Below are 24,824 nucleotides of genomic sequence, written 5' to 3'. Positions count from 1 at the left end.
TCCTGAGCCAGCTCCAGAAAAGCTCCCATACGACGAAACTTTTGGTAGCGCTCCTCCCGCAACTCCCGCCCGCTCAGGGCAGAAAGTTCCTTGAGATGTCGTAGGAGCGCCTCCTTTAGGGTCTGGGCAGCTTCCAGAGGAGCGCGGTGGGCGCCGCCAACCGGCTCTGGCAAGATCTCGTCGATCACCTCCAGTTGCAGCAGATCCTGGGCAGTAATGCGCAGGGCGGCGGCGGCTTGGGGCGCTTTCTTGGCATCTTTCCAAAGGATGGCCGCACAGCCTTCCGGCGAGATCACCGAATAAACGGCGTGCTCAAACATCAAGATGCGATCTCCAACGCCAATGGCCAAAGCCCCTCCGGATCCCCCTTCGCCGATGACAGTGCAGATGATGGGGATCTCCAGCCGAAACAGGGTCTGCAGGTTGGTGGCGATGGCCTCCCCTTGGCCCTCAGCCTCTGCCTTGACTCCCGGATAGGCCCCCGGCGTATCGATAAAGGTCAAGAGCGGCAGGCCAAAGCGGTGGGCGTGTTCCATCAGCCGCAGCGCCTTGCGGTAGCCGGCGGGGTTGGGCATGCCGAAGTTGCGGTGGATGTTGTCTTTGGTGTCGCGGCCTTTTTGGTGGCCCAGGATCATCACCGGCTGATCCCCCAGCTTGGCCAGGCCGCCGACGATGGCCGGATCGTCTTGGCCGTGGCGATCCCCGTGCAGCTCAAACCAGTCGTCGCAGATGGTCTGCACATAGTCCAAGGTGGTGGGGCGGCGGGGATGGCGGGCCACCTGCAGCCGCTCGACAGGCGTGAGCTGGCTGAAAATCTCGCGGCGCAGCTCTTCGGCTTTGGCCTCCAGCTGGCGAATCTGCTCGGAGGCGTCGATGTCGTTTTCTTCGGCCAAGGCCCGGATTTCCTGGATGCGCTGTTCGAGGGCGGCAACAGGCTGCTCAAACTCCAGCAGCAGTCGGTCGGTAGCTTTGGTCATGAGCAGTTGAAGTAACCTTGAGTTAAAGTGTGAGGCTGATGCGGGTCACAGCTTTTGAGGTGGTAGGCTGCTGAAGGCCAGGAGCCACTCGCATGGCGGCGCGTAGCGCTATCTTCTCACATCCGGATTTTCTAAGCTAGAGAAGGCCCTCTTCTGGCTCCGCTCAAACCTGTGTTTTCCTCCTCCCACTCCTCTGCGCCTCTTCCCCCCTGGCTGCGCTGGGCGGTGGTGGGATCCGTCGTCCTGGCCATCGCAGGGGGCGCCTTTTGGCACTACGCCCAGCCGGAGCGGCAAATCCGAGTCCACACGCAAAGGTTGCTGCAAGCTGTAGAACGGCGAGATTGGGCCAAAGTAGAAAACTTAGTGGCCGCCACTTATCGCGATGGCTGGGGCTTGGACAAAGAGCAGGCACTGGCCTACAGCCGCGAGATCTTCGGCCAGTTTTTGCGCCTGCGCATCCGGCCTCAAAAGCTACAGGTGCAGCTCGGCCCTGGGGAGCAAGGCCAAGCCACCCTCTGGTTTATTATTGAGGGATCCGGCGGCCCTCTGGCCAACCTGACGCGGGATCAGGTAAACGCGCTGGAACAGCCCTTCCGCCTGGACTGGCAGCGGCGGGATCCCTACCGTTGGGAGCTAACCCGCGTCGAGAACCCGGCACTGGAGCTACCCCCTATCCCCGCTCAGGGACGGACAGACCAAAGATGAGGGTCAAACACCAACAGGGGGAGCCGACCCTCGGCGGGCGGGATCCATCCCACAATGCCTCGTTGGCGGCCTTGGGCGGCGTAGCGGCTGGGGAGAGGTTGTACCTGAGAAGCAGCTAGGCGGCGCAGGATTGGCTGACTGGGAAGGGGCAGGGCCATCGTTTTCGAGTTATCGACCTGATTGGGTGGGCCGTCCTCACAACTGCCCGCTTGCAGCAACAGAACTCCCTGGGGCAGAAACGGGATCCCGCGGCCCAGCAATAGACGGCTGGTATCCAAAAGCTCAAGGCCGTCCTCCTGAACAGATTGAAAGTCTTGCCAGGCCAAAACCCGTCGCGCCCGTTCAATGGGTAGACCAAAACAGTAGGAGCTCAGTTGAAAGGTAATCAAGGTTTGCTGGTTTCTCAGGTGCTCCTGGCGGGCCAGACGGCGCAAGCGCAGAGGAGAGAGGAGGGCCATGGTCTACCTCGCTACCGACAATATCGGCGGGGCCGGCTGCAGCAGATCCCGTAACTGTTGGATCAGCTCCTGTTCCTGAAAGGGCTTGGAGAAATAGGCGCTGGCTCCCAGCCGTTGGGCCAATTGGCGATGTTTCTCGCCGCTGCGGGAAGTCAGGATGACCACAGGGAGCTGGCTATACAGGGAGTGGCCACGAATCCGGGCCAACAAGCCAAAGCCATCCAGCCGCGGCATTTCGATATCACTGATCACCGCTTGGATGGGAACTCCTTTCTCAAGCCGTTCCCAAGCCTCTTGTCCGTCGCGGGCTTGTTCAACCCGAAACCCCGCCCTTTCCAGGGTTATGGCCAAGAAGCGGCGCACGTTAACTGAATCTTCCACCACCAGCAGATGGGGCTGGGCGGCAAACCTGGACTGGGGAAGGGGATCCCTTGCTGGCCGGCAGGGCCGATCCCGCTGGGCCAGCAGCCAGCTTAGGAGGGCAGGCGGATCCACGAAAAGGGCCATTCGCCCATCCGCCAAAACGGTGCAGCCAGAGAACCCCGGCGGCAGAGGCAGACCTCCCTCCACCGGACGCAGGGTGACCTCTTGCTCCCGCCAGAACCGATCCAGCAACAGACCGTAGGGCTGGTTGCCTTCCGCCACCAACAGCACCACAGGTCGGTCGAGGAGGGGGGTCCCATCCATTTCCTGGACAGGCTGCCAGCGGGCAAAGCGAAACCAACGCCCTACGGGGATCAAAGGAACCTGCTCTCCCTCCCAAAGGAAGGCATCGGCAGGAAGCTCAGGAGCCAGCAGCACCTCTTCCACTGCGTTGGCCGGAAAGGCCAACATCAACCCCCGGCACTCTGTTAGCAGCACGCGGCTGACGCTCAGGGAAAGAGGCAGAGTCAGGGTAAACAGCGTACCCTCCCCCGCCCTAGATTCCACCTGAACCTGCCCCCCAATTTGTTCCAAGTTGGTGCGCACCACATCCAAACCCACCCCCCGCCCCGAGAGCTCGCTGACTTGCTCGGCGGTGCTGAAGCCCGGCTGGAAAATGAGCTCAAGCAGCTCCTCCTTGGAAGCCTGATCCAAGTCGGCGGCAGAAAAGCCCATTTGCAAGGCCCGGGCACGCACCTTGTCCAGAGAAATCCCTCTTCCATCGTCGCGTACCGTAATGAAGGTGCGGTTGCCCCGTTGGCTGGCGGCAATTTCAATCAGCCCTTTGGCCGGCTTGCCCCGAGCCAAGCGGGTGTCCGGATCTTCAATGCCGTGGTCGAAGGCGTTGCGCACCAAGTGCAACAAGGGATCCGCCAAAGCTTCCAAAATCGAACGCTCGATTAGGGTGGATCCCCCCAGAACCCGCAGCTCCACAGGCTTGCCATGGGCTAAGCTCAGCTCCCGCAGTGCCCTGGGAAAGCGATCCGTCAAATCCGACAGCGGCTGCATGCGCACCTGGTCGAGACGCATTTGCATTTGCCGGGAGAGGCGGCTGAGCTGGCGGGCGCTGCCCTCGGTCTCCTGCAGCGTGGTGTCGATATCGGCGGTAACCTCGTCAATTTGCACGATGGTCTCCATCATCTCTTGGGCCAAAAGGTGCAGCTCCCCATAGCGATCCATCTCCAAGAGGTCAAAGGTATCGACCAGGGTCAGGCCGGGATCCCTTGCTTGTGATAGCAGAGAGGCGGGCACAGTGGCGGCGACGCGGTCGTAGCTGCTGCGCAGGCGGCTGTTGGTTTCTTCTAGGGTGCGAACCCGCTGTTTGAACAAGTTGGCCAGCTCCCGCAGCCGCTGCAGGCGGCTGTTGAGGCGGTTGCGCTCACTCGTGAGCTCTCCCAACAGCTCCCCCAACTGTTCTAGAGGGCGAGCCGGCACCCGTAGCATCTCGGCGGGGCTTTTGGCCCTGGCTGGAATTGCATCCGGCAGCTCGGCAGTGGCCCCTGGGGGGGGAGGGGCTTCTGCTGCGGAGGAGACCGGAGGCTCTGCCGCATCCCAGGAGCTGGGGAGAAGATTCGTCTGGCCCACCAGCACTAGGGCCTGCGAGTGTCGCCAAGCCTGTAAAACCGCCTGAGCAACGGGCAACACCTGCTCTTTCTCAGTTGGCGGCAGCGCTTCCAGAGCCTGGGCTGCCGAGCTGCACAAGCTGACAAAGGCAGGCAGATCCAACATTTCCCCCAGCGCCCCCAGCTCTTGGGCAGCGATGAGAAACTCCTCCCGCAGACAGGGCTGGTCGGGCGCGGCCAAAACTCCCTCCAGCCGCTGCAGGCAGGCTTCCACCTCCGTTTCAAACAGCAGTACCCGGATATCGCCCCCGGCTTCTGCAGCCAACACCTGCGCGGTATCTTCCGGCCGCAACTCCCCCACCTGCTCCCGCAGCCGCTGGAAGATGGGCTCCACTTTCTCCCTCAGCCAGTCTTCTTGCAACGGCTGCCTCTGCTGGTGGCGCTGGACAATTTGGCGCATGCAATCCAACGCCGCCAACAGGGTACGCTCTACTGCGGGCTTGGCTTTTTGGGGATCCACCTGCAAGATCTTGAAGCCGTCCTCCAGGCGGTGGGCCAGGTCGCTGAGCGCCGAAAACCCCATCATCGCCGCCCCACCCTTGATGGAATGGGCAGCCCGCAGCAGGCGATCCAAACGGGGGCGATCCAACTGCCGGGATCCCAGCCCCACTACCTCTGTCTCCAGGGTGTTGAGGTAAGTCTGGGCCTCCTCCAAAAACTGCAGCCTCACCAGCCATTCGCGCGGGTCGAGGCCATCGGGATTTGGCTCCATACTAGACTGCCTCCCCCACCTTGAAGGTGGACACCGAAGCCTGTAGCTGACGGGCAACCGCCACCGTAGCTTGGAGAGAGTTGGCCACCTGTTGCGAAGCTGACGCCGTTTGGGCGGCAATGTTGGCGATCTGCTGCATCAACTGCCGCACCGTTTGGGAGGTGTCGACCTGGGCCTCGGTGGAGCGGGCGATGGCCTGGAACAGTTGGTTCACCTGCCGCGAGACTTCCACAATTTGCCCTAGGCTCTGCTTGGCTGTTTCCACCAGGCGGGTGCCTTCCACCACCTGGCCGGTGCTGGTTTCCATCGCCTGCACCACTTCGCTGGTCTCCCGTTGGATCCCTTCCACGATGCGCTCGATCTCGCGGGTGGCCTCCGCCGACTGGGCGGCCAGAGCCCCCACCTCTTCGGCAACCACCGCAAAACCCCGCCCTTCTTCCCCGGCGCGGGCCGCCTCAATGCTGGCGTTTACGGCCAACAGGTTGGTTTTCAGGGCAATCTGGTTAATCAAGGACACCACCTTGGAGATCTGCTGGGAAGATTCCCCCAGCCGTTTCACTTTCTTGGCCGTTTCGGCCACCGTCTCCCGCAGTTGCAGGATGTTCTGTACCGTGCGATCCATGGTCAAGCTGCTGTCGGTAGCCGTAGTGGCAGCAGACTCAGCTACTGTGGCAGCCTGCTGGGCCTTATCGGCCACCTCCTGGATCGAGAGCGTCATCTGTTCCACAGAGCGCAAGGTCTCTTCAATTTGGATGGCCTGCCGGAGAGCCGCCTCGGCCAGCTCGCGAATGGCTGCCTCGTCCCGGCCAATCGATTGGTTGACTTGCCCGGCAGCCTGCTGCACTTGAATCACGATGTCGCGCAAGCTCTCGATGATGACGTTGAAAAAGTCTGCCATGATGCCAACCTGTCCGGCGGTTAGCTGCGCCCGCACGGTGAGGTCTCCCCGCGAGGCCTCTGTAACCTCGCCAATAAGCTGCAGCAGCTCTCTTTGCAGCGCTTCCGACCGCTCTCGTTCTTGGGCGGCCACGGCCTTTTGCTCCAGCGCCCCCAGGTTACCCAAAGCTTGACTCAGGCGGTTGGCCAGCTCGGCCAGGTTTTTCTGGTCTTCGTCAGACCAGCTCTGGCTTTGGGCGCGGCCTACGGCCAAAAAACCGTAAAGCTCATCGCCACGTACCACCGGCGCCACCATCTCGGCTTTTAATTGGATTGTGCCCAACATCTGCAGGTGGTCGGCGCCCAGGTCTACCCCAGGCACCGGGCCAAAAGCGTAAACTTGCCCACTGTGGAGAGCCTGCTGGAGCGGAGCCGGGATCCGGCGGAGGAAGGTGCCCAAGGTGTCAGGCAGGCTGCTGTCGCGGGATTCAGCAATAACCTGCGCCTCTTCGGGAGCGGTCAGGCGATAGAAGGCCACTCGTTGGGCACCAAAGCGCTGACGCATCTCGCCCAACAGCTCGCTCAGGGGATCGATCAGCTCTTGCTCTTGGCGAATCCGGGCAATATCGGCAAACCGTTGGGCCAGCCGGGTATCGGAGACTTGTCGCTCGTAGGTGGCGTTGCGTTCCCGCACAAAGTTGCGCACCAGGATCAAGATGATCCCCCAGCTAACCAGCAGGATCGGGAAGCTGGTAGCCGAAAGGATCAAAGCCCCCAACAGATCCCGCTCGTAGAGCCGGACGCTGCTCTGAATGTTGCCGCGAATGGCCTCCAGGGTTTGGTTGATCCCTTCGGCGTAGATGCGCTTTTGCTCTTCGTACTCGGGGCTGTGCAGCAGGTCAAAGGCGCGTTCTTGCTCGCCGGCTCGAATCAAGTCAAAAGCCTGCACCTCCCACTCCACCAGTTTGATGTTGGCTTCTGTCGTTTTGGCTGCGTAGGCCTCGTAAGAAGCGGGATCCAATCGCTGAATCTCCGCCAGCACCTTATCCAACTGAGGTACATAGCGGTTGTAGCGCTCTTCCCAGGACAGATCCCCGCTGGCAGCAGCCATGCGGGCAGACATGGTCAAGACTTCATCCAAATAGATCACCTGATCGCTCAGGTTTTGCAGGGTGAACTGCCGCGAGATGGAAGGCTCGAAATCGAAGTAGGTGCGGGCTACGCTGCCGGCAGAAACGGCAAACAACAGGGAGCTGATGCCCAGCGGGAGACTGATCGCCAGAGCCAGACGGGATCCGGCGACTTTACCCTGGGGTCGAGAAGAGGGGGCCAACTTGAGGAAGAGGGGACGGAAGGAGACCATAAGAGTTTTACCTATAGCTAGGAGAAAACGGTTGAGAGGGATCAAGGATTGGCTTGGGAATAGGCCGAGTTGAGCCTTTGGAGAATGGCAAGGGGGCTGAGTACCCAGAGAGTCTCTTCCTTTTCCTTTTCCCAGACCAAACCACTGCAACAGTCGCAGAGACTATCCAGCCGGAACCTATCTTGGACGGGTTGAGCTTCTGCTAGAGGCTGGATCTGCTGGCTGACCACTCGAGCCACCCCCCTCACTTGTTGCACAGCCAGGCCCAGCCCCCCACATTCTGGGCGCATCACCACCAGATGGTATTCGGGCTGCCCAACGTCCAAAGGCTCCAGGCCAAGAAACTGTCCCAGATCCACGCCCCAGAGGATGCGGTTGCGATAGTTGAACAAGCCCAGCACCCATGCGGGCTGGTTGGGGAGAAGAGTAAAGTGCTGTGGGGCAACAATTAGCACTTCCTGGGCAACTGTCATGGGCAAAAGGGCCCGACAGTCCACCCCCAACTGGAGATGTAAGTACAATTCTCCGGTGCGGACGGCAGTAGAGCTTTGGGAAGAAAAAGAGGTCGCCAGCATCTTTGCTCTCGCTCTGCAACGTCTAAGGCCCAACCAGACTGCACCCCAGAACCACGACCGCAACTTGGACTCAGCAAGGGAGATTCGCTGCAAAAAATCCCGAGACTCAACTCAGCACCACCGACTTCACGGCCCGCACAATGTCCTCGCGGCTAAAAGGCTTGGTCAGATAAAGGTCGATCCCTTGCTTCATGCCCCAGAGTTTGTCCAGCTCTTGATTTTTAGAAGTGCAGGCCACAACGGGCAACTTTTGGGTCTCCGGGTTTTTCTTGATTTGGCGGCACAACTCCAGCCCGCTCATGCCTTCCATGACCAAGTCCGTCAGCACCACATCGGGTTTGTCGCTGCGGATCTGCTGCAATGCCTCTTGGGCGCTGGCCACTGCCACCACTTGATAGCCTTCTGCCCGCAGGTAATCGCTGATGAGCTGGCGCTCCGAGGCCACATCTTCCACCACCAAAACTTTCACCATGATCGACAACTCCTTTGTTTTTCAACCACCGTAAGCTTAAGGTGCCCCTAGGTAAGATAGCGAAACACCATCTGCAGCAATTCTTCCTGCCGAAAGGGCTTGGTCAGGTAATCGGTAGCACCGGCCAAGCGCGCCTTAACCCGATCGATCAGGCCTTTGTGGCCCGTAACCATCACCACCGGCACATCTTTGAGTACAGAGGACTTGCGGATAAGGCTGCACAATTGGTAACCGTCCACGTTGGGCATGCCCACGTCCAGCAGGATGAGATCCGGCTTGAGAGTGGTCAGCTTCATCAAGGCTTTCAAAGAGTCGCTGATGGTGTGGATGACCAAGTGGTGCCCTTCCAGCAACCGCTGCAGCTCGCTGAGCATGGCTTCACTGTCGTCAATACAAGCCACAACCCAGGTTTTCGAGACTGGGGGGGATGGGCCCAGATCCGCAAGCCCGTTGGCCAGTTGGAGAGGCACGGTGGGGGTTTCTGAGGGCTGCAATTCTGTCTCAAGCCTGGCCGCGTAGGTTTTGGGCAGCCGATCAAAGGGGGGCTGGGGATCCCGTAGGACAAGGATGCCGGCTTGGATCAAAGGATGTAGGCGGCGAGCGATCCGCAGGTCGTCTTGATCGAGAAGAGCGCTCAACTGGCGGAAGCTAAACCCCTTCAGCAACCGGCCCAGACGTTCCTGTTGCTCGGCGGGAAGGCGTTCTGCCTGAGCCCGGCTGGCAAAGTAGGGCCGTTGGTAGGGGGAGGTGATCTCAGGCCCCAAAGATTGCCAAGCCTGTAGCCGCTTTTGGGTCAGATCGAGCAGGGATCCCACCTCCCACTGACCCAGGGTGGGCACCGTGTCCAACGGGATGATCTCCTGCCGAAAGCTGGTTGGAACCAGCAACAGATTTTGCAGCACCTCCTCGCTGATCCAGGTGTTCAGCCGACGCGCAGCTTCCCAAGGCAGCAGTTGTTCCGTCACCATCCAACTCAGCCCCAGAAGGTCTGCGGGCAGAGGTCCCGTCTCCTGAGCCAGCAGCGCTTCCACCTGCCTATGGATACGCAGGCAATTTTGGCGGGTCAGAGAAAAAACTTGATGGCTGAGCCGACGCAGGTGGCGGTCCAGTCGCTCCAAAGGCTCGAAGCTGTGGTGTGCAAATCCCAGACGACCTTGGTGGAACACCAATGACCAAGTGTCCAGCTCCTCGCTTCTGTCCAGAGCACTGCAATACCGAACAACCCCTGTGAAACCAGCCTCCACCTTCAGCAAATGGTCAGAGACTTGCGTACAGACGTTGGGGCAATTCATCGGCGGAGAGGACATGCTTGGGCAATTTTCTGCGCTGAGATTGACAATATCGGTGAAACTCTATGCTCCACTCACAAGTCGGCGCGAGAATGTTTTCAAGAATACGATTCAAGTTCAAGCACAGCTCCGACCCAGACAACCCCTTTTGAACCGAGCCTAACAGAACGGGCCAAGGCTGCACGAAACTTAGAGTAGGTTTTACAGATTAGGTTATCGATGACTGGGGATCACCAGTCAATCGTCACAAATGAGAATTAACCTTCAGATCGTCTGGCGGTTTTCTTCCCCGGAAACTGTCCACGGAAAGCCTGCAAGACGCAAGACAATATAGAAGTAATCCGAATAAATCTCTTCCGTAAACATACGGAACTTAGATGCTCTCCAATTTCCAAAGCGGCTCCAGATAGGCTTGGCAGCGGCGCAGCAGTTGCCGACTTTCTTCAAAGCTGATCTGCTCCAAGGCTTCGGGGTAGGAACACCAGCGGTAGGCGGCCACCTCCTCCGGCTGTACCTGCAGCTGAGGGGGAGGAAACTGGGGCGGCAGCAGGGCCACGTAGTAGGTAACGGTCTTGGCCACCGCGTTCCCCTCTGGATCTGTAAAGGTGTAGGCCTCCTGCAGCGTCAGGGGGTCGGGCTGGCCGGGCAGGGTCAGAAGCTGGTAGTCGGTCAGGCCGGTTTCCTCGCGCAACTCCCGCTGGGCTGCGGCCAGGTCGCTTTCGCCCTCATCTTTGTGCCCTTTGGGGAAGGCCCAATGCCCTTTCTGGTGCTGGATGAGCAGGTAGAGGTGGGATCCCTGGGCGGGCGGGAGGGGCAGCACCGGGATCACGCCGTAGGCAGCATCGGTCAGCATGGGAGCTAGTCTCCAAAGAGTTTGATGGCAGGTGGCCTGGGATCAAAAACCTCGTTGGGATCCACCCGCGGGCGCTCCACCCCTTGCAGGGGCGAGAGAGGGCGACCGGTGTCGAATTGAAAGAGATAGATCGGCAACTGGCTGTCGCCTAATGGCAAGAAGGCCAAGGTATCGATCTGGGTGAGGGCATTGCGGCTGGCCGGTCGGGTGAGGTTAAAGGCGGCGATGCGGTCTTCCAAGGGGGTCTCTGCGGCGGTGCGTCTGCCCAGGCCAATGCTAAATTGCTGGTTCCCCCGCTCGTCCACTCCTAAGGGCCGCACCTCTCCCAGCTCCAGTTGGGGACTGCTCTCCGGCAGACCGGCCACCACCGGCGGCGCATCCAGCGGCGGCTGTGAGGGCAAAAAGCGCAACTGCACCCCCTCTGGCAGAAGGCGATAGTCCTGGTAGTCGTGCCGGATGGCAAGGGATCCCCTGAACACGCGGCGGGTCAGGCCCTCCAGCGTCCAAAACCCATAGCCCACATTGATGCGGCTGCTCTCCGGCAGCCAGTAACGGGCGCCTCCCTGGGGAGCAGGCACTGCCGTAAACCCCATGAGGACATAAGCCTGCCCCCACACCCCTGACAAAAACAAGAGCACCTGCCGCGGCAGCCCTGACTCCGGCTCCAGCCACAGCTCCCGCAACTGGCCCTCCTGCAGGGGCTCTAGGCGCAAGTGCTGGACAGGGGATCCCGCCAGATCTGCTCGTTCTGAGGAGACGACGCGGTAGCGGCTGGGATCAGCCTCTAGCTCAAAACTCACCGAGGGCAGGAGCGCTTCGGGCCGGCTCACGTACACCGAATACAGCTTGAGCAGGTCCGATTGGTTCACCACCTCCAGTTGCCGCGAATCCAACAGGCGAATGCGATCCCCTTCGGCTACCCACGCCTGCCAACTGCCGTCACGGCGGCGGAGCACATCCAGGGTGGCTGTGAAAGTTTGGGATCCCTCCACCCGCACCTGCTGGCGGTACTGCAAGTTGGGCAGCGGCGGCAATTGCTTTAGAGCAGTGTTGAAGCGCTGCAGCCAAGCTTGGGGATCCAGCTCGGCGCTTGGGGGAGCAGCGCGATCCGACTGGGCCAAAGCCGGATCTGCTGCCTGTAGGGCAACCAGCCCCGTTAGCAGGAAGACAATCCCGCCGAGGTAGCCGCAGCCTCGAAGGGATCCCGGCCGTCGCCATCTCCTGAGTTCGGACTGTCCAGGGGACATTGGCTTACCTCAGCTCACCCTACCAAACGGGGACGCCTCCCAGACCCCAGAGAAAACCCTCCGCAAGGGATCCCTGGTACCTCTATTCGATGGAAATAGACTGGGGACCTTGGGTGGGGGCGGGCGAATCCTCCACCCTCAAGCCCTGCGACTCCAGCCAACTGCGCAGCGGATCTTGCCTGACATCCAAACGCAGCAGGCCGCTCAGGAAGCCCCCACAAAAAGGAACAGGATTGCTCAAAAAGGTCTTCCAGACCTCATTTATCTCCATAGCCACAACACCAACCACCCCCCAATCCTAGCAAGGACGGCAGTTGGGGATCCCCTACGGCCTGGCAATCGCAGCATTCCCGTATCCCCGCCGTTATTGGATATACTCAGCTCAGAGCTGCGCGGGCGCTTGTGATGACCTCTGCAAAACAGCTTGGCAAAATTCTGCTGGTGGACAGGGATCCCGCGGTTAGCCAGCAGTTGAAACGCAGCCTTGAGCAAGCTGGATACAGCGTCTTTGCAGCGCAAAACAACATCAAGGCTTTGGAAGCCATCATTCATCAATCGCCAGATCTGGTGCTGATGGAGTTGGTGCTGCCGGGGCTGAATGGGCTGGAGCTGTTGCAGAGGATCCGCTCGGCTCGTTCCCGCTTGGAGTTGCCGGTGCTGATCCTCTCCAGCTACAACGATGCAGCGGCCATGGTGGCCGCCTTTGACCTAGGGGCAGATGACTACCTCACCAAACCTTTCCTTCCTGAGGTGGTGCTGGCCCGCATTCGCTCTCAAATTGCTCTGGGCGCAGCCCGGCGAGCTGGCACTGCCAAGCAACCCAACCAGGTTGGCAAGGGGCGCTACCAAATGGAACGCTTGATCGGCATCGGCGGCTTCAGCCAAACCTACCTGGCCCGCGATACCCATCGTCCTGGCAACCCGCTCTGCGTGGTCAAGCGCCTGCGACGCATGGACGATAAAGAAGACAAAGACCGAACAGAAGAGCACGAGAAGATAGCGGAAATTGCCAGGGCAGCCTTTGAGCGGGAAGCGCAAATCCTCGAGAAGCTGGGCCATCATCCCTACATTCCCAAGCTGTTGGCCCACTTTGAAGAAGATGGGCAGTTCTACACGGTGCAAGATTTTGTCCGGGGATCCTCGCTGCGGCAGCATGCCAACCGGGGGGTGATCTGGTCGCCGGCCCAGACCGCCCACTTCCTTTGTGAACTCCTCAAGATCCTCGTCTTTGTCCACCAGCATGGCGTCATCCACGGCGATATCAAACCCTCGAATATCATCCAAACCCGACGAGACAAACGCACCCATTTCACCGTGATCGATTTCGGTGCCATCCAGCACATTGATGGCCCGCCTGGCCAAGATCCCTTCTCTGGCGTCTTCATCGGCACCGGCGACTATGCTCCTCCTGAACAGTTGTCTGGCTGCCCCCGCTTCAACAGCGATATTTTCGCCCTTGGTCGGGTGGCCGTAGAAATGTCTATGGGGACGTTGCCGCGGATCGGCGAACCCCTGGCCGAAGCCATTCCCTTCGGCTTCGGGGATCCGCGCCTGCTGGCCATTTTGGAGCGCATGGTTACCCCCGATGCAGATGCCCGTTACCCCACCGCCCAAGCCCTCTTGGATGAGATCCGGCCCCTATACAGGCAACTGCTGGCCGAATGCGCCCGACCCTCGCGGCAGCCGGTGCTTGTAGAACCGGAAGAGATGGAAATCACGGCTGCCGGGCGAGATCGTGGCTAAATGCCTCGGCTTCAAAGTGGCCGCTCATGCCCACAACTTGCCATTCGGCGCTGCGATTTCCCTGCTGGAAGCGCAACCGCCGCGCCCGCAGCGGCACCACCTGGATGACCTCGGCTGGAAACGCCTGGTACTCTCCCAGGTACTGCCGGGGATCCGGCGGCAGGTCGGCACTGCTTTCGATTTGAATCCAAAACACCCGCCCCGCCTGGTTGCCGTAGGCCCGGATCTGCTCTTGGCCTTGGTAGTGCTCCACGCCCCGTAGCCGCTGCCGCCCTACCTGCATAGACTTAGCCCACTCCGGCAAGGGATCCCCCAAACTCACAGCCCACGCCGGCCCGCATAGCCCCAGCCAACACAACAGCAGCAGCCCGCAAACCCAAGGCCATCGGTGTGACCTTCGGTTCCCGCTTTTCAAGGCTCGACCGAACATAGCAAGTTTTCCTCCGCAATTCAAAAAATCGCATCCCTCTCCCGGCTTTGGGGGCGGGGGAAGGAGTTGGGGGTGGACGACAAATTGTCAATTTGGGGCTTCTGGGTTTCCAATCTACCCTTTTAGACGCGGCCCAGTGGCAGCGCCCACAGCCGCCTGCTCTCCGGCAGGCGGGAGTTTACACCCTATCCCCAAACTACGTGAGATAAGCTGAAGGTAAGCCCTAAGGAGAGCATCCCATGCTGGAAACCCCCAATGCCAACCCGGCCTCCCTGGAAAAGCCCTCGCCTTTCCTTTCTGCCGAAACCCTCAACAAGCTGATCGAGAGCAATGCTGAAAGTCGGCCTTGGGGCAGTTTCACGGTGCTGGAAGAGGGCCCCGGCTACAAAATCAAGCGGATTGTGGTGCTGCCCAAGCATCGCCTCAGCTTACAGATGCACTACCACCGCAGCGAACACTGGATCGTCGTTGCCGGCACCGCCAAAGTTACCTGCGGCGATGAAGAGCGGCTGATCACCACCAACCAGTCCACCTACGTGCCCCCCTGCACCAAGCACCGCCTGGAAAATCCCGGCGTCATCCCCCTGGTGATCATCGAGGTGCAAAACGGCCAGTACCTGGGCGAAGACGACATTATCCGCTTCAGCGACGACTACGCCCGCGCCAACGGTGGGCAACCGGCAAAAGCCTGAGCTTGGCATCCTTGGCCAGGTAGCCTAGAACGGGAAAAAGACCATCAGCAGCAAGGCAGCAATCAAGCCCAGCGCCACCTGCACCGCCTGCCCAAAAGGAGGATGGCTGGTCACCACTTCGCCATAGCTGCTCTGGAAGCGGGACAGATCTAGGTAGGGAACTACCCCCCGCCGGAACCATCCCACCACCGCTCCTTCTTGGCCGATCAGCCTGCCTGCCCAGCTCTCCCCAAACAGGAAGTTGCCCAGCGGCCCAAACCGAGAAACATAGCGCAAGAAAATCATCCCCGTCTCATCCTGGAACTTGAGATCGGAGCCAAAGCGATAGCCTGGATCCCCTCGCCCAATCACCCGCCCCTGCAACTGCATCGGCAAGCCGCGCAAGGGGCTGGCGTAGGGGTTGCTCATCGCCTTCAACACCGTCAACGCCGGCGGGTTTTCCAAGCTGGGGTACATCACCGTCATCTTCAGCAGTAGGCCCAAGCTGGCTCCCGCCACGGCCAGGCCGGCAAACATGCCGTAAGACCCTGCCCGTAGAGCCGGGATCCCGAGCACCATCCCCAAGATCGCCCCCAGCCACTCGGCGTTTAACAAAACCACGTCCAGAAGAAAATTGCCGTAGAGCTGCTGGCGGTTGAGCTGCTTGCCCTGGGCCACCACGCTGGCCATGTCGAACTCCACCGGCAGATCCAGTTGTTCGGCATAGGTGCCTAGCGCCCGCACCCGCTTGCCGGTGAGGGGATGGGTGGAGTTCAGCTCCATCCACCAGGCCCAAGGGTTAAACAGATCCCACAAAAACACCCTGCCCACCTGGCTGGGATCCGCAGCCACCCGGTAAGCTGTCCCCGCCATCACCGCCGCCTTGGCATCGTAGATCCCCAAGGCCCGCGTCCCTTCCAGCAGGCGAGCACTGCGCTGTCGGGCTTCCTCATCCTGTTCCCGCTCCCCTTCTTGCACAATGCCAAAGGCTATTTTCACCAGAGCCCGCGAGAGGGCGTTGGGGTTGCCGGTGGTTTCGGCGGCAAAGTGATCGGCAAAGTACTCCCGCACCCGCGACAGATACAGCACCAAGTAGGAGCCAGCCACGTAGAAAAAGTAGGCGACCAGCGCCAAGGAACCTATGTTTTTGCCCCCTCTGCGATCCCGGCGCGTGTCGCGCAGGTAGACGTAGAGGAGGTAGAGGATCTGCACCAACGTGGAAGCCAGGGTCATGACCGCGAAATCCCAGTGGATCACATGCCCCAGCTCGTGGGCATAAACTGTAGCCACCTCCTCATCTTCCAAGTAGGTGAACAGGCCCTCGCTGACGACGATGCGGGCCGTATCCGGCAGGCTGCCATAGGTAAAGGCAGTGGGGTTTTGGTCGCGGATCAGACCCAGCTTCGGCTGCTTCAGCTTGTACTGGCGGCAGACCCGTTCGATCACCTCCGCGCTTTCGGGGCTGCGACGCCCGATTTCTGCCAGGCTCACCCACTGGGTGCCGTAGAGGCTGTGCTGGATCCAGTCCATCAGCCAGGGGGACAAAAAGAAAATCAGGGCGTTGAAGGCCAGGGTGAGCAAAACAGCAAAAAGGAGAGAGCCAAAAGAGAACCCCCCTTCCAAGGTGCCGAAAACGGCCAGGGCCAGCACAAACACCATGCCAAACAATAAGCTCAGGGTTACGCCGGCGGACATTGTCAGGTTGCCGGCAAAGCTGGCCAGAATCAGCGAAACCCCCACTTGGGGGGCGCGGTAGCTGCGCCTTGTTTGTCCGGTTTTAAGACCTGAGGTCGCGGGATCCAATTCGGCCAAGGTGCGGCTGGGATTGAAGCAATAGCGGCTCAGCCAAACGCTCAACAGGCGCAGCTCATGGGGATTGAGGCTTTTCAGAGGTTCCAGCCACAGGGATGCTTCCACCGACAACGTCACCGTCGAGACGGCGCCGGGGTTGCGGAACAAGGTGGGCAGCAAGGGCAGAACTTCCTCTTTTTGCCCAGCCGTGAGGCCGTGAAAACCCAGGATCGCCTGGCGCAGCAGGCTGGAGGGTTGGGGCAGGTCGGCGGTGAGCAACTGGCGGTCTTGGACAAAGCAGTAGCGGCTGAGATCTGGACTGTCGGCGGGATCCCCCCTGCCCGTCGCCGCTTCCGGAGCCAGCCTCACCTGAGTTTTCCAGTTGGCCTGCTGTTGGCCGATGGGGCGGCTGTAGAGGGCCAAGCGCTTGACTTGAGGATAGCGGCTGGGAATTGCCTTCTGGAACCAGGCCGTCAGCCTCTCATGGTTGAGAGCAACGTGAGCAGGGTGGTTGATCATGACCACCAAGGCGTAGTCCTCGGCATTGTCTTGGAGGGGCTGGGCCTTCACCTGGATCCTCAGACGCAGGTTTGCCAAAGTTTGCTCTAGCCACTGCGCCACTTCCTGCTCGTTCATAGCCATCTCCCGGATTGGGTAGGGTAAGCTCAGCTATTGCTGCAACTGCCAATGGCTTGCGACTTTACAGCGGCTATTCTGGCATGTTCCCTGCCAAGGGGATCCCCATCTCCCTACAAACTCAGTACAGCCCCGCTGCCGGGAGAGCGCCCAGAGCCAGCCTGAGCTTCGGGAATTGTTTGGCTACAAAATCGAGCGCTGCCCCTCCGGGCTGATGCCGATGATGGTGAGCTGGCAATCCAGCACCTTAAAGCCGTACTTTTCGGCCACTTTCTGGGTGATGTTGAGGATGGCGCTGTTTTTGAACTCGATCACCTTGTTGGTCTTGACGCACACCAAATGGTGGTGGTGGTGGGGGGCCGGCTGGTTGATCTCGTAATGCTTGTGGCCTTCGGTCAGTTCCAGCTCGCGCAAAATGCCCATGCGAGCCATCAGCTTGACGGTACGATAAATGGTAGAAAGGCTGATGTTGTGGCCTTCTTCCCGCAGCTTTTTGTGCAGATCCTCCGCGCTCAGGTGAGTCCCCTCAGGCAAGTTTTGAAAGGTCTGGAGGATGATTTCCCGCTGCCGAGTGGCTCGCCAGCCTTTGGCATTCAGCTCTGCTTTGAAAGCTTCTTCCGTGTAGACCATGATGCCGCCCCTCCGCTGTTGGGCAACGTCGCCGTAACAGTCAATAAGTTCTGTAATTGATAATAACTGCATTTGCAGCGATGCTAACGACCTTGGTTGTCAACACCAGGAAACCTGCCGGCAGAGGGCGAGAAAGTGGGTGCGGGAAACCGGATGCCCTATTCATTCGGGATGAGCTAGCCTACAGAGCATGGCTAGGGGATGGATTTTTCTGGTGTGCGGGTGAGTCTGGGCTAACATACTCGGGAAAAGGCCCGCGGCATCCCAGCAGCGTTGGTCAGCGTAGTCAATACGGGAAGGGAAAACAAAGATGCGGTTTGAGCAGCCCAAAACCTATTCCATTTCTCTAACCGGCTGGGGCTTCTGGCTGGGATCCCTGGCCTTGGCAGTTTTGCTGACCCGTGTCGGGCTGGGGTGGCTGGTCGCCGGGTTGGTGGCTCTGTTGGTGTTCTTGCTCTCTCTGCCGGTGTTGGTGCTGCTGGCCTTTCGCTGGTGGGCGCGCCGCTGGATCGCCACGGATCGCTGCCCGGTGTGTGGGTCAGAATCGCAGGCCATCGAGGGCAGCCGCTTCTTTTGCCCCAGTTGTGGCGAGCCGCTGTTTGTTGCCGATGGACATTTTTATCGACAAACGCCCCCCGGCACCATCGATGTGGAGCCGCTAGAAGAAAGCGGCTGGGAGTTGCCGAGCTGAGGGATCCGCTCCTGCGGTGGGTCGGCGTTTTTAGAGGGCATTTTGGGTGAAAGGTGCTCTGCAATACTATTGCGAACGACAGCGGCGGGTCTGGCGGCTGGTTGCGATCTGGGTGGGGATGCTCTCGGCGGCGCTCCTGCTGTTGAGCTCAGCTCATTTTTGCCAGGCGACGGCGCAGGGATCCCTGCAACCCCAGGTGGAGACCTACTTGGCCCAGCTGAGCGGTCGCGGCTTTGCTTCCGCCGCCCAGGGGGTTTGGCTGCAGATGGGCGACCAGGTTTTGGGGCAACATCAAGGATCCAAGGCTCTGCCGGCGGCCTCTCTGACCAAGGTGGCCACTACCCTGGCCGCTTTGCAGCAGTTTGGCCCGCACCATCGCTTTGTGACCACCTACTTGACAACAGGTTCCCTGGGAGCGGATGGGGTTTTGCAGGGCGATCTCTGGGTGCTGGGAGGGGAGGATCCCTTTTTTGTTTGGGAGGAAGCCTTCGCGGTGGGGAACGCCCTCAACGCCCAGGGGATCCGCCAGGTGCAGGGGGATCTGGTGGTGGTGGGCCGCTTTTACATGAACTTTTTCCAGGATGTGGCCCGCTCGGGCGCGCTGTTGCGGCAGGGGCTGGATGCCCGCCTCTGGCCGCCGGAAGCCCAGGCGCAATTCCAGACCTTGCCCCCCGGCACGCCCAGGCCGCAGGTGGAGATTTTGGGATCGGTGCGGGTTGCCCAGCAGATCCCCTCGGAGGCCCAGGTCTTGCTCAGGCATGAATCGCCCCCCCTCATTCACCTGCTCAAGCTGATGAACCTCTACAGCAACAATGCCATGGCCGAGATGGTGGCCAATGCAGTGGGGGGAGCAGCTCAGGTGGCACAAATGGCCCAGGCCATCACCGCGATCCCGGCAGAAGAGCTGTACCTGATCAACGGCTCGGGGTTGGGGGTAGAAAACCGCATCTCTCCACGGGCCAACGTGGCCCTGTGGCAGGCGATCCAATCGCTTCTCGAGGAGCAGGGGCTTTCTCTGGCCGATGCTTTTGCCGTCGTCGGCCAGGACGTGGGGGTGCTGGAGCGGCGGCTGCTGCCGGCGATCTTGATCGCCAAGTCGGGCACCCTGAGCGGCGTCAGCACCTTGGCGGGGGTATTGCCCACCCAGCAGGGGGATATCTGGTTTGCCCTGATGAACGGCGGATCTGACCTGGCCGGCTTGCGCGCCCAGCAGGGGCAATTCCTCAGCCAGCTCCAAGCGCAATGGGGATCCCCTGCCGCCTTACCCAAACGCTGGACGCCCCGCTCTCTGGATACGGGATCCCGCACGGAGCCTTTGCTACGTCCTCTTTGGCCACTCTAACTCTTTTGCAGGGAAACTTTGCCGATGGGGCGTACAGGGATCGAACCTGTGTAAGGCAAATTATGAGTTTGCTGCCTAAACCGCTCGGCCAACGCCCCTTATTCTTCTACTCTAGCGCTCTTGTCTTTATCCAAAACGGGGTGAAAAAGAGCTACTCGACGGGATAAGCTGCATGTCGGTGATTGTGAGGGCAGAGGCGATGGCAAGGGACTCCGTCCCGCTGGCGCGAACGGCGCGTTCTTGGCAGGGTCAACTGACGTTGGGCTTGGGTCTGATTGCCGTGTCCCTAGCCCTCTGTTTTGGCTTTTTGACCTTTGGTCAGCACTACCTCAACGGCGAGCGAGCCGCCGCGGATTTCCGGCCTGCCGGGGAGAGCTTGGCCCCCTCTGTTGCCCTCGATACTGAGCTTCCGACGGCACCGCCCCTCACTGACCTCCCCTCTGCCGAGGGATCCCCGCTGCAACTCTGGCTTGTTACTTTTTTAACTGTGTTTGTGGCGGAAATGGGCGACAAGACGCAGTTGGCAACCTTGCTCATGAGTGCCCAATCCCAATCTCCTTGGGCGATCTTTTTCGGTTCCGCCAGCGCTTTGGTAGCTGCCAGCTTGCTCAGCGTGGTGCTGGGGGAAGGTCTGGGGCAAGTCATCCCTCCAGGCTGGCTACAATGGTTGGCGGGTGCAGGGTTCCTGGTGATCGGGGGCTATGTGCTGTGGCAGGAATGGCGCGGCGACGATCCCCCAGAGCGCCAGCCCCTTCTAGAAGGCAGAACAGAGGAGAGAGCAACAGAGGAACGTGTTGATCCAAGATAACGACAGCCAGACCCCACCGTTTTTGCTGCGGCAAATGGCTGGACGGGCGGCGCTGGTGAGCTTCGGCTCGATTCTGCTGGCGGAAATGGGCGACAAAACTCAATTGGCCACTCTGCTCCTCAGCGCCCGCTCGCAAAACTCCGGGGTGATCTTTTTGGGCGCTGCTGCCGCTTTGATCAGCACCAGCCTCATCGGAGTGTGGGCAGGAGCTTGGGTGGCGCGAATGATCCCACCCCGCTGGATCAAGACCCTGGCAGGAGTGGGGTTTGTTTTGATGGGCCTGGCCCTGTTGGGGGAATCCCTAGCCGGCTGAGCAGAAGGCTCCAGAAAAGTGCCGGCCAAGCATGTTAGGATAAAAACCACCTTCTTTGGGCACTCCACTTCATACCGGATAACCGGTCAGGAAGACCAGCATGGCCAAAAAACGCAACCTGAAGCGGGAAAAAGCCGAGCGCAACCGCGAATATGCCAAGCAGTTTCAGAAAAGTCGTGCTCGCAATGGCCGCCGCTTCCGTTCTGCTCCCCGCGACAATGAGGCCAGCGCTGGCGAAGAACAGCCGTGAGGGGGGTTTTGTCGAGAGAGTCTGTGGATCCATCCTGTGAACAGAGCTAGCCCAACAAACCTGCTATCGTAGGCAGGGGTGGGCTGGAGCGGATGAAGATGAAATACCGACGAATTCTCCTAAAGCTGAGTGGTGAAGCCCTGATGGGGGAACGTCCCTACGGGATCGATCCCGAAATCTTGCAGGCCATTGCCAGCGAAGTGGCCGCGGTGGTGCGGGCCGGTGTGCAGGTGGCGATCGTGGTGGGCGGGGGCAATATCTGGCGCGGGCGCAAAGAGGCGGCTGCCCAAGGGATGGATCAGGCTTCTGCCGACTACGTGGGGATGCTGGCCACCGTCATCAACGCCCTGACCTTACAAGATGCCATCGAGCGAGCCGGGATCCCGACGCGGGTACAGACGGCCATCGCCATGCAAGAGGTGGCAGAGCCTTACATTCGTCGTCGCGCCATTCGTCACCTGGAAAAGGGGCGGGTGGTGATTTTTGGCGCTGGATCTGGAAATCCCTTCTTTACCACCGACACGACGGCGGCCTTGCGGGCGGCGGAGATCGATGCCGAGGTGATCTTCAAGGCCACCAAGGTGGATGGGGTTTACGATGCGGATCCCAAGACCCACCCCCAGGCCCGCCGCTACGATGTCCTCAGCTATCAGGATGTGCTCACCCACGATTTGCGGGTCATGGACAGCACCGCCATCGCCCTCTGCAAGGAAAATCAATTGCCCATTGTGGTCTTCGACCTGACCACCCCCGGCAACATCTATCGCGTGGTGCAGGGAGAGCCCATCGGCACTTGGATCGGGCAACGAACTGTCGAAAACAACGGGATCCCTGCCAGGTTGGCCCAGGAGACTTGATCCCAGCTGGGCGCAGTCCAGGCTACCCAAAAAACTGGGCCTAAGGCCCCGTCCTACCGCTACGCCGTTCCCCTTTGGTGGGCCGTAGGCCCTTGCTGTTGTAGAACCACCAGTAATCCTGACGCGAGGAGAATCCTTTGCCTCTAGGCGAGGGAGTATGTCAAACTGAGGTCGGCCCTGAGTGCCCAGCGATGCCCTGGCATGAGTTGGAGTTGAGGAGTAACCTGGCCCAAAGGTGTGCTCAGGCCATTGGGAGGAGAAGGCGATGACAGAGCAGATCCGGCATTCGGCCCCAGGGGATCCCGTCTCGCCCAGCCCCTCTGCTGTCCAAAGCGCTCCCCGCCGCTTCCGTGGGCGCTGGGGTCGGCGCTTGCTGCAGGGCTTGGCTCTCCTGCTGGCTTTGGCCGTCGGCTTCGGCTACTGGCGGTGGCAGACTTGGATCCAGCCTGTAGGAGGTTCAGAGCCGATCCAGGTGAGGATCCAGCCGGGCAGCAGCAGCCGTCGGATCGGGCAACAACTGCGCCAAGCAGGGGTGATCCGCTCGGCTCTGGCCTGGGAGCTGTGGAGCCGCACCTTCGGGCGCGACTGGATCTTCCAGGCGGGCACCTACGCTCTGGATCCCAACCAAGACATGCTGACCGTAGCGCAACAACTGCGGCAGGGAAGGATCTTGCAGAGACGGCTGACCATCCCGGAGGGTTGGCGCATCGAGCAGATGGCGGCAGCTTTGGCCGAGCGCAACTGGATGCCAGCCGAAGTTTTCATTGCCACAGCCCGCGTGATCCCTCCCCTTGATTGGCTGCCCCCCAGCTTGAGCTCTTTGGAAGGCTACCTGTTCCCGGATACCTATCTTTTTCCCGTCGAACAGGTGGAGGGATCCCTGCCCGATCGGCAAAAGGCCCAGGCGGTGATCGACGCCATGCTCCAGCGATTTGTTGTGGTGGCCCTGCCCCTGTTTCGGCAGCACACCACTGCCCTGTCTCTGCACGAGTGGGTCACCCTGGCCAGTATTGTGGAGCGGGAAGCCGTGGTGCCGGAAGAGCGCGCTTTGATCGCGGGCGTCTTCTTGAACCGGCTCAAGCAGGGAATGCCCCTGGGAGCCGATCCGACGGTGGAATATGCCTTGAATATCCGGCAAACTCCGGATCGCCGCCTCACCCTTGCTGAGGTGCGTACCCCCTCTCCTTACAACACCTATCTCAACCCCGGCTTGCCCCCTGGCCCCATCGCCAGCCCAGGCTTGGCCAGCCTAAAAGCCGTTTTGGAGCCTGAAAAGACCGATTACCTCTACTTTGTAGCCCGCTACGATGGCACCCATGTTTTCAGCAAAACTTTAGCCGAGCACGAGGCAGCCCAATTGCAGATTCTTCAAGAGCGCCAGCAAGCTGCCCAGGGATCTCGGCCCAGTTCTCAAACAAGTCCTTAGCCGAGAATGGTACGTAAGCCTTGGTTCAAGCTCCTGCAACCGGATGTGGTGGTGCCCGGCACTGTCTTGAAGTTGCGGGCCGAAGACCTGTGGGCCTGGCAGGTAAAAGGCGTCATCTTCGATGTGGACGATACGCTGGTGCCGATCCGACAGGCTGAGGTGGCTCCTGCTGTGGCCGCTTGGCTGGAGCAGTTGCGTCCGCACTTTCAAATTTGGCTGGTGAGCAACAACATCAATCGCAACCGCATCCAACAAATTGGAGAAAGCCTGGATCTACCTTACATTCACCGCGCTGGGAAGCCTTCACGGCGGGCCTTGCGGCGGGCCGTAGCTCAGATGGGCTTGCCGGTGGAGGCAGTGGCCATGGTGGGAGATCGCCTATTGACCGATATTTTGGCGGGCAATCGGCTGGGCTTGGTGACCGTGCTGGTCAACTCCCTCCTATCCGCAGAAGTCGAGAAGAACCCTACTACCCTCTTGGATCCCCGCTTTTGAGAGATTCTTTGGACAGCCCAGGCGCTCCGCGCCGCTAGCGCGACCTCTCCCTCAGGGACACCCTCACCCCCGGCCTCGCTCCCTCAGGGACAGCCCAAGCGCTCCGCGCCGCTCACGCGACCACCCCCGGCCCCTCTCCCTCAGGGACAGCCCTCACCCCCGGCCCTTCTCCCTCAGGGAGAGGGGAGCTGGGAAATAACGAGCTGTTTCCTTGTTATTTGCAATGACTCTATAGATTGTCACGGGGTAGCGCATCCGCCAGTTGAAATCGAGAGATAGCCCGCAGAACCGACCCATCTGCCCAAGTTTTTTGTAGAGTGACGGCAGGCCGGATCCCGCATTGAGGCCCAGTGGGCGGCGGTGCGAGGGCGGCGTGAGATCTAGCCAAAGTTCAACATGCGAACCATCCCTATCGTCAAGTCTGTCCTGCAACGGCTAAAGTCCGTGCTGAAAAAATCTCTGCGTTCTGCTCCGAGTTCTCCTCGCCCCAGATCCCTGCTTGTAGCCAATGGACGGAGCCTTATCAAACTGGGCAGCGTTCTGGCTTTGCCCTTGCTGTGCTCGGCATGGCCCGCTTGGGCCCTGACACGGGTGGCGCGTCCGGAGCTGCGCGATCTAAAGCGTGCAGCCATAGTTCGGGTGGTCGACAACAACACCCTGGTTGTCCAGCTTGAAGGGGATTTGGATTTGCGGCTGGTGCAACTGATCGGGATCGATCCCCTGCCGGCGGAGATCAATCCTACGTGGACGGAGCTGCGCGGACAAACCCCTTTGGCGGTTTACAATGCCGGCCAATATTTGCAGACGGCTTTGCTGGGACGGGAGGTGTTTCTGGAGTTGGATCCTGCCCTGGCTCCCGCTCCCACGTTACCTGCCTACGTTTGGCAGGCCAATACCCTCATCAACCAGGAAATGCTGTTTTTGGGCCATGGCCTGTTGTCTGGGCGAACCGATGGCCTCAAGTATGGCCCTATCCTCAGAGAAGCAGCCACTGCGGCAAGGCAACAGGGGCGCGGCTATTGGACGTCCTATGGCCCTCGCTGACCTGCTCCCCACGGCCAGTCGCGTTGGCGGGATGAAGTCCTGGCGTAGCTCTTAACTGGGAACTTTAGGTCGCTTTTCGCTAAAACAGCCTGTAAGTTCCAGGCCTCCCTCTCTATCCTTGGCTG

25 protein-coding genes and 1 tRNA gene are annotated in these 24,824 nt (G+C 60.3%); 12 read left to right on the top strand and 14 right to left on the bottom strand.

The annotated features are described in order from the left end of the window. A partial coding sequence (locus tag NW853_RS12410; protein WP_414333980.1) for an acetyl-CoA carboxylase carboxyltransferase subunit alpha occupies positions 1-977 on the bottom strand: 977 nt, incomplete at its 3' end. 171 nt (positions 978-1,148) lie between these two features. Here NW853_RS12410 and NW853_RS12405 point away from each other — a divergent pair. Further along, positions 1,149-1,682: a hypothetical protein gene (locus tag NW853_RS12405; protein ID WP_414349152.1), complete on the top strand. Its 534-nt coding sequence runs from the start codon at positions 1,149-1,151 to the stop codon at positions 1,680-1,682. Here the strand turns inward: NW853_RS12405 and NW853_RS12400 are convergent. From NW853_RS12400 to NW853_RS12360, 9 genes are all read right to left on the bottom strand, one after another. Then, complete coding sequence (locus tag NW853_RS12400; protein WP_414333983.1) at positions 1,658-2,140, bottom strand: hypothetical protein; 483 nt, start codon at positions 2,138-2,140, stop codon at positions 1,658-1,660. The two genes, NW853_RS12405 and NW853_RS12400, sit on opposite strands and share 25 nt — an antisense overlap. Positions 2,141-2,143: 3 nt before the next feature. Beyond that, positions 2,144-4,897 carry a response regulator gene (locus tag NW853_RS12395; RefSeq protein WP_414349151.1) on the bottom strand — a complete coding sequence of 918 codons (2,754 nt, stop codon included), beginning with the start codon at positions 4,895-4,897 and terminating at the stop codon, positions 2,144-2,146. Position 4,898: 1 nt separating this feature from the next. Then, complete coding sequence (locus NW853_RS12390; RefSeq protein ID WP_414333986.1) at positions 4,899-7,136, bottom strand: methyl-accepting chemotaxis protein; 2,238 nt, start codon at positions 7,134-7,136, stop codon at positions 4,899-4,901. Between the two features lie 41 nt (positions 7,137-7,177). Beyond that, the gene (locus NW853_RS12385; RefSeq protein ID WP_414333988.1) at positions 7,178-7,711 is read right to left on the bottom strand and encodes a chemotaxis protein CheW; all 534 of its coding nucleotides are present in this window, start codon (positions 7,709-7,711) and stop codon (positions 7,178-7,180) included. 106 nt (positions 7,712-7,817) lie between these two features. After that, positions 7,818-8,183, bottom strand: a complete 366-nt coding sequence (locus NW853_RS12380) for a response regulator (protein ID WP_414333990.1) — start codon at positions 8,181-8,183, stop codon at positions 7,818-7,820. A gap of 47 nt (positions 8,184-8,230) precedes the next feature. Further along, positions 8,231-9,301 carry a response regulator gene (locus NW853_RS12375; RefSeq protein WP_414333991.1) on the bottom strand — a complete coding sequence of 357 codons (1,071 nt, stop codon included), beginning with the start codon at positions 9,299-9,301 and terminating at the stop codon, positions 8,231-8,233. 544 nt (positions 9,302-9,845) lie between these two features. After that, on the bottom strand, positions 9,846-10,325 hold the full coding sequence (locus NW853_RS12370; RefSeq protein ID WP_414333993.1) for an NUDIX domain-containing protein: 480 nt from the start codon (positions 10,323-10,325) through the stop codon (positions 9,846-9,848). A 5-nt stretch (positions 10,326-10,330) separates the two neighbouring features. Continuing rightward, positions 10,331-11,572 carry a hypothetical protein gene (locus NW853_RS12365; protein ID WP_414349150.1) on the bottom strand — a complete coding sequence of 414 codons (1,242 nt, stop codon included), beginning with the start codon at positions 11,570-11,572 and terminating at the stop codon, positions 10,331-10,333. Positions 11,573-11,654: 82 nt separating this feature from the next. Continuing rightward, positions 11,655-11,813 carry a hypothetical protein gene (locus tag NW853_RS12360; protein WP_414333997.1) on the bottom strand — a complete coding sequence of 53 codons (159 nt, stop codon included), beginning with the start codon at positions 11,811-11,813 and terminating at the stop codon, positions 11,655-11,657. Between the two features lie 164 nt (positions 11,814-11,977). Here NW853_RS12360 and NW853_RS12355 point away from each other — a divergent pair, with 164 nt between their 5' ends. After that, positions 11,978-13,315 (top strand): protein kinase domain-containing protein, encoded by a 1,338-nt coding sequence (locus NW853_RS12355; RefSeq protein ID WP_414349149.1) that lies wholly within the window; start codon positions 11,978-11,980, stop codon positions 13,313-13,315. Here NW853_RS12355 and NW853_RS12350 read toward each other — a convergent pair. Further along, positions 13,287-13,619, bottom strand: a complete 333-nt coding sequence (locus NW853_RS12350) for a hypothetical protein (RefSeq protein ID WP_414349148.1) — start codon at positions 13,617-13,619, stop codon at positions 13,287-13,289. The genes NW853_RS12355 and NW853_RS12350 overlap by 29 nt on opposite strands. 365 nt (positions 13,620-13,984) lie before the next feature. Between NW853_RS12350 and NW853_RS12345 the strand changes: the two genes are divergently transcribed. Continuing rightward, a complete protein-coding gene (locus NW853_RS12345; RefSeq protein WP_414349147.1) occupies positions 13,985-14,437 on the top strand; it encodes a phosphomannose isomerase type II C-terminal cupin domain in 453 nt (150 codons plus the stop codon). 24 nt (positions 14,438-14,461) lie between these two features. Here the strand turns inward: NW853_RS12345 and NW853_RS12340 are convergent, their stop codons facing one another. Together NW853_RS12340 and NW853_RS12335 are read right to left on the bottom strand one after the other, a co-directional pair. Next, positions 14,462-16,843: a M48 family metalloprotease gene (locus NW853_RS12340; protein WP_414349146.1), complete on the bottom strand. Its 2,382-nt coding sequence runs from the start codon at positions 16,841-16,843 to the stop codon at positions 14,462-14,464. Between the two features lie 183 nt (positions 16,844-17,026). After that, positions 17,027-17,473 carry a Fur family transcriptional regulator gene (locus tag NW853_RS12335; RefSeq protein WP_414334007.1) on the bottom strand — a complete coding sequence of 149 codons (447 nt, stop codon included), beginning with the start codon at positions 17,471-17,473 and terminating at the stop codon, positions 17,027-17,029. A 310-nt stretch (positions 17,474-17,783) separates the two neighbouring features. On the opposite strand from NW853_RS12335, the gene NW853_RS12330 reads away from it, so the two are divergent. Then, positions 17,784-18,164, top strand: a complete 381-nt coding sequence (locus NW853_RS12330) for a hypothetical protein (RefSeq protein ID WP_414334008.1) — start codon at positions 17,784-17,786, stop codon at positions 18,162-18,164. A 46-nt stretch (positions 18,165-18,210) separates the two neighbouring features. Continuing rightward, positions 18,211-19,506 (top strand): D-alanyl-D-alanine carboxypeptidase, encoded by a 1,296-nt coding sequence (locus NW853_RS12325; protein WP_414334009.1) that lies wholly within the window; start codon positions 18,211-18,213, stop codon positions 19,504-19,506. A gap of 25 nt (positions 19,507-19,531) precedes the next feature. Here the strand turns inward: NW853_RS12325 and NW853_RS12320 are convergent. After that, a tRNA-Ile gene (locus NW853_RS12320) sits at positions 19,532-19,604 on the bottom strand. Between the two features lie 74 nt (positions 19,605-19,678). Here NW853_RS12320 and NW853_RS12315 point away from each other — a divergent pair. The 7 genes from NW853_RS12315 (at position 19,679) to NW853_RS12285 (ending at position 24,699) form a co-directional block, all read left to right on the top strand. Beyond that, positions 19,679-20,314, top strand: a complete 636-nt coding sequence (locus NW853_RS12315) for a TMEM165/GDT1 family protein (protein ID WP_414349145.1) — start codon at positions 19,679-19,681, stop codon at positions 20,312-20,314. Continuing rightward, entirely contained in the window at positions 20,298-20,627 is a 330-nt protein-coding gene (locus NW853_RS12310; protein WP_414334012.1) for a TMEM165/GDT1 family protein, read from the top strand. The genes NW853_RS12315 and NW853_RS12310 overlap by 17 nt, the downstream gene beginning before the upstream one ends. Before the next feature lie 100 nt (positions 20,628-20,727). Further along, the gene (locus tag NW853_RS12305; RefSeq protein ID WP_414334013.1) at positions 20,728-20,877 is read left to right on the top strand and encodes a hypothetical protein; all 150 of its coding nucleotides are present in this window, start codon (positions 20,728-20,730) and stop codon (positions 20,875-20,877) included. A 98-nt stretch (positions 20,878-20,975) separates the two neighbouring features. Continuing rightward, on the top strand, positions 20,976-21,734 hold the full coding sequence (gene pyrH, locus NW853_RS12300; protein ID WP_414334014.1) for a UMP kinase: 759 nt from the start codon (positions 20,976-20,978) through the stop codon (positions 21,732-21,734). 265 nt (positions 21,735-21,999) lie between these two features. After that, positions 22,000-23,160: an endolytic transglycosylase MltG gene (gene mltG / locus NW853_RS12295; RefSeq protein ID WP_414349144.1), complete on the top strand. Its 1,161-nt coding sequence runs from the start codon at positions 22,000-22,002 to the stop codon at positions 23,158-23,160. Between the two features lie 6 nt (positions 23,161-23,166). Continuing rightward, positions 23,167-23,655, top strand: a complete 489-nt coding sequence (locus NW853_RS12290) for a YqeG family HAD IIIA-type phosphatase (RefSeq protein ID WP_414334017.1) — start codon at positions 23,167-23,169, stop codon at positions 23,653-23,655. Between the two features lie 396 nt (positions 23,656-24,051). Next, positions 24,052-24,699, top strand: a complete 648-nt coding sequence (locus tag NW853_RS12285) for a thermonuclease family protein (RefSeq protein WP_414334614.1) — start codon at positions 24,052-24,054, stop codon at positions 24,697-24,699. Positions 24,700-24,824: the final 125 nt, after the last annotated feature.

The sequence above is a fragment of the Synechococcus sp. H55.11 genome, from assembly GCF_047462475.1.
Lineage (GTDB): Bacteria > Cyanobacteriota > Cyanobacteriia > Thermostichales > Thermostichaceae > Thermostichus.
Note: the sequence above shows the minus strand (reverse complement) of the source record. Positions and strands in the feature narration are given on the sequence as shown.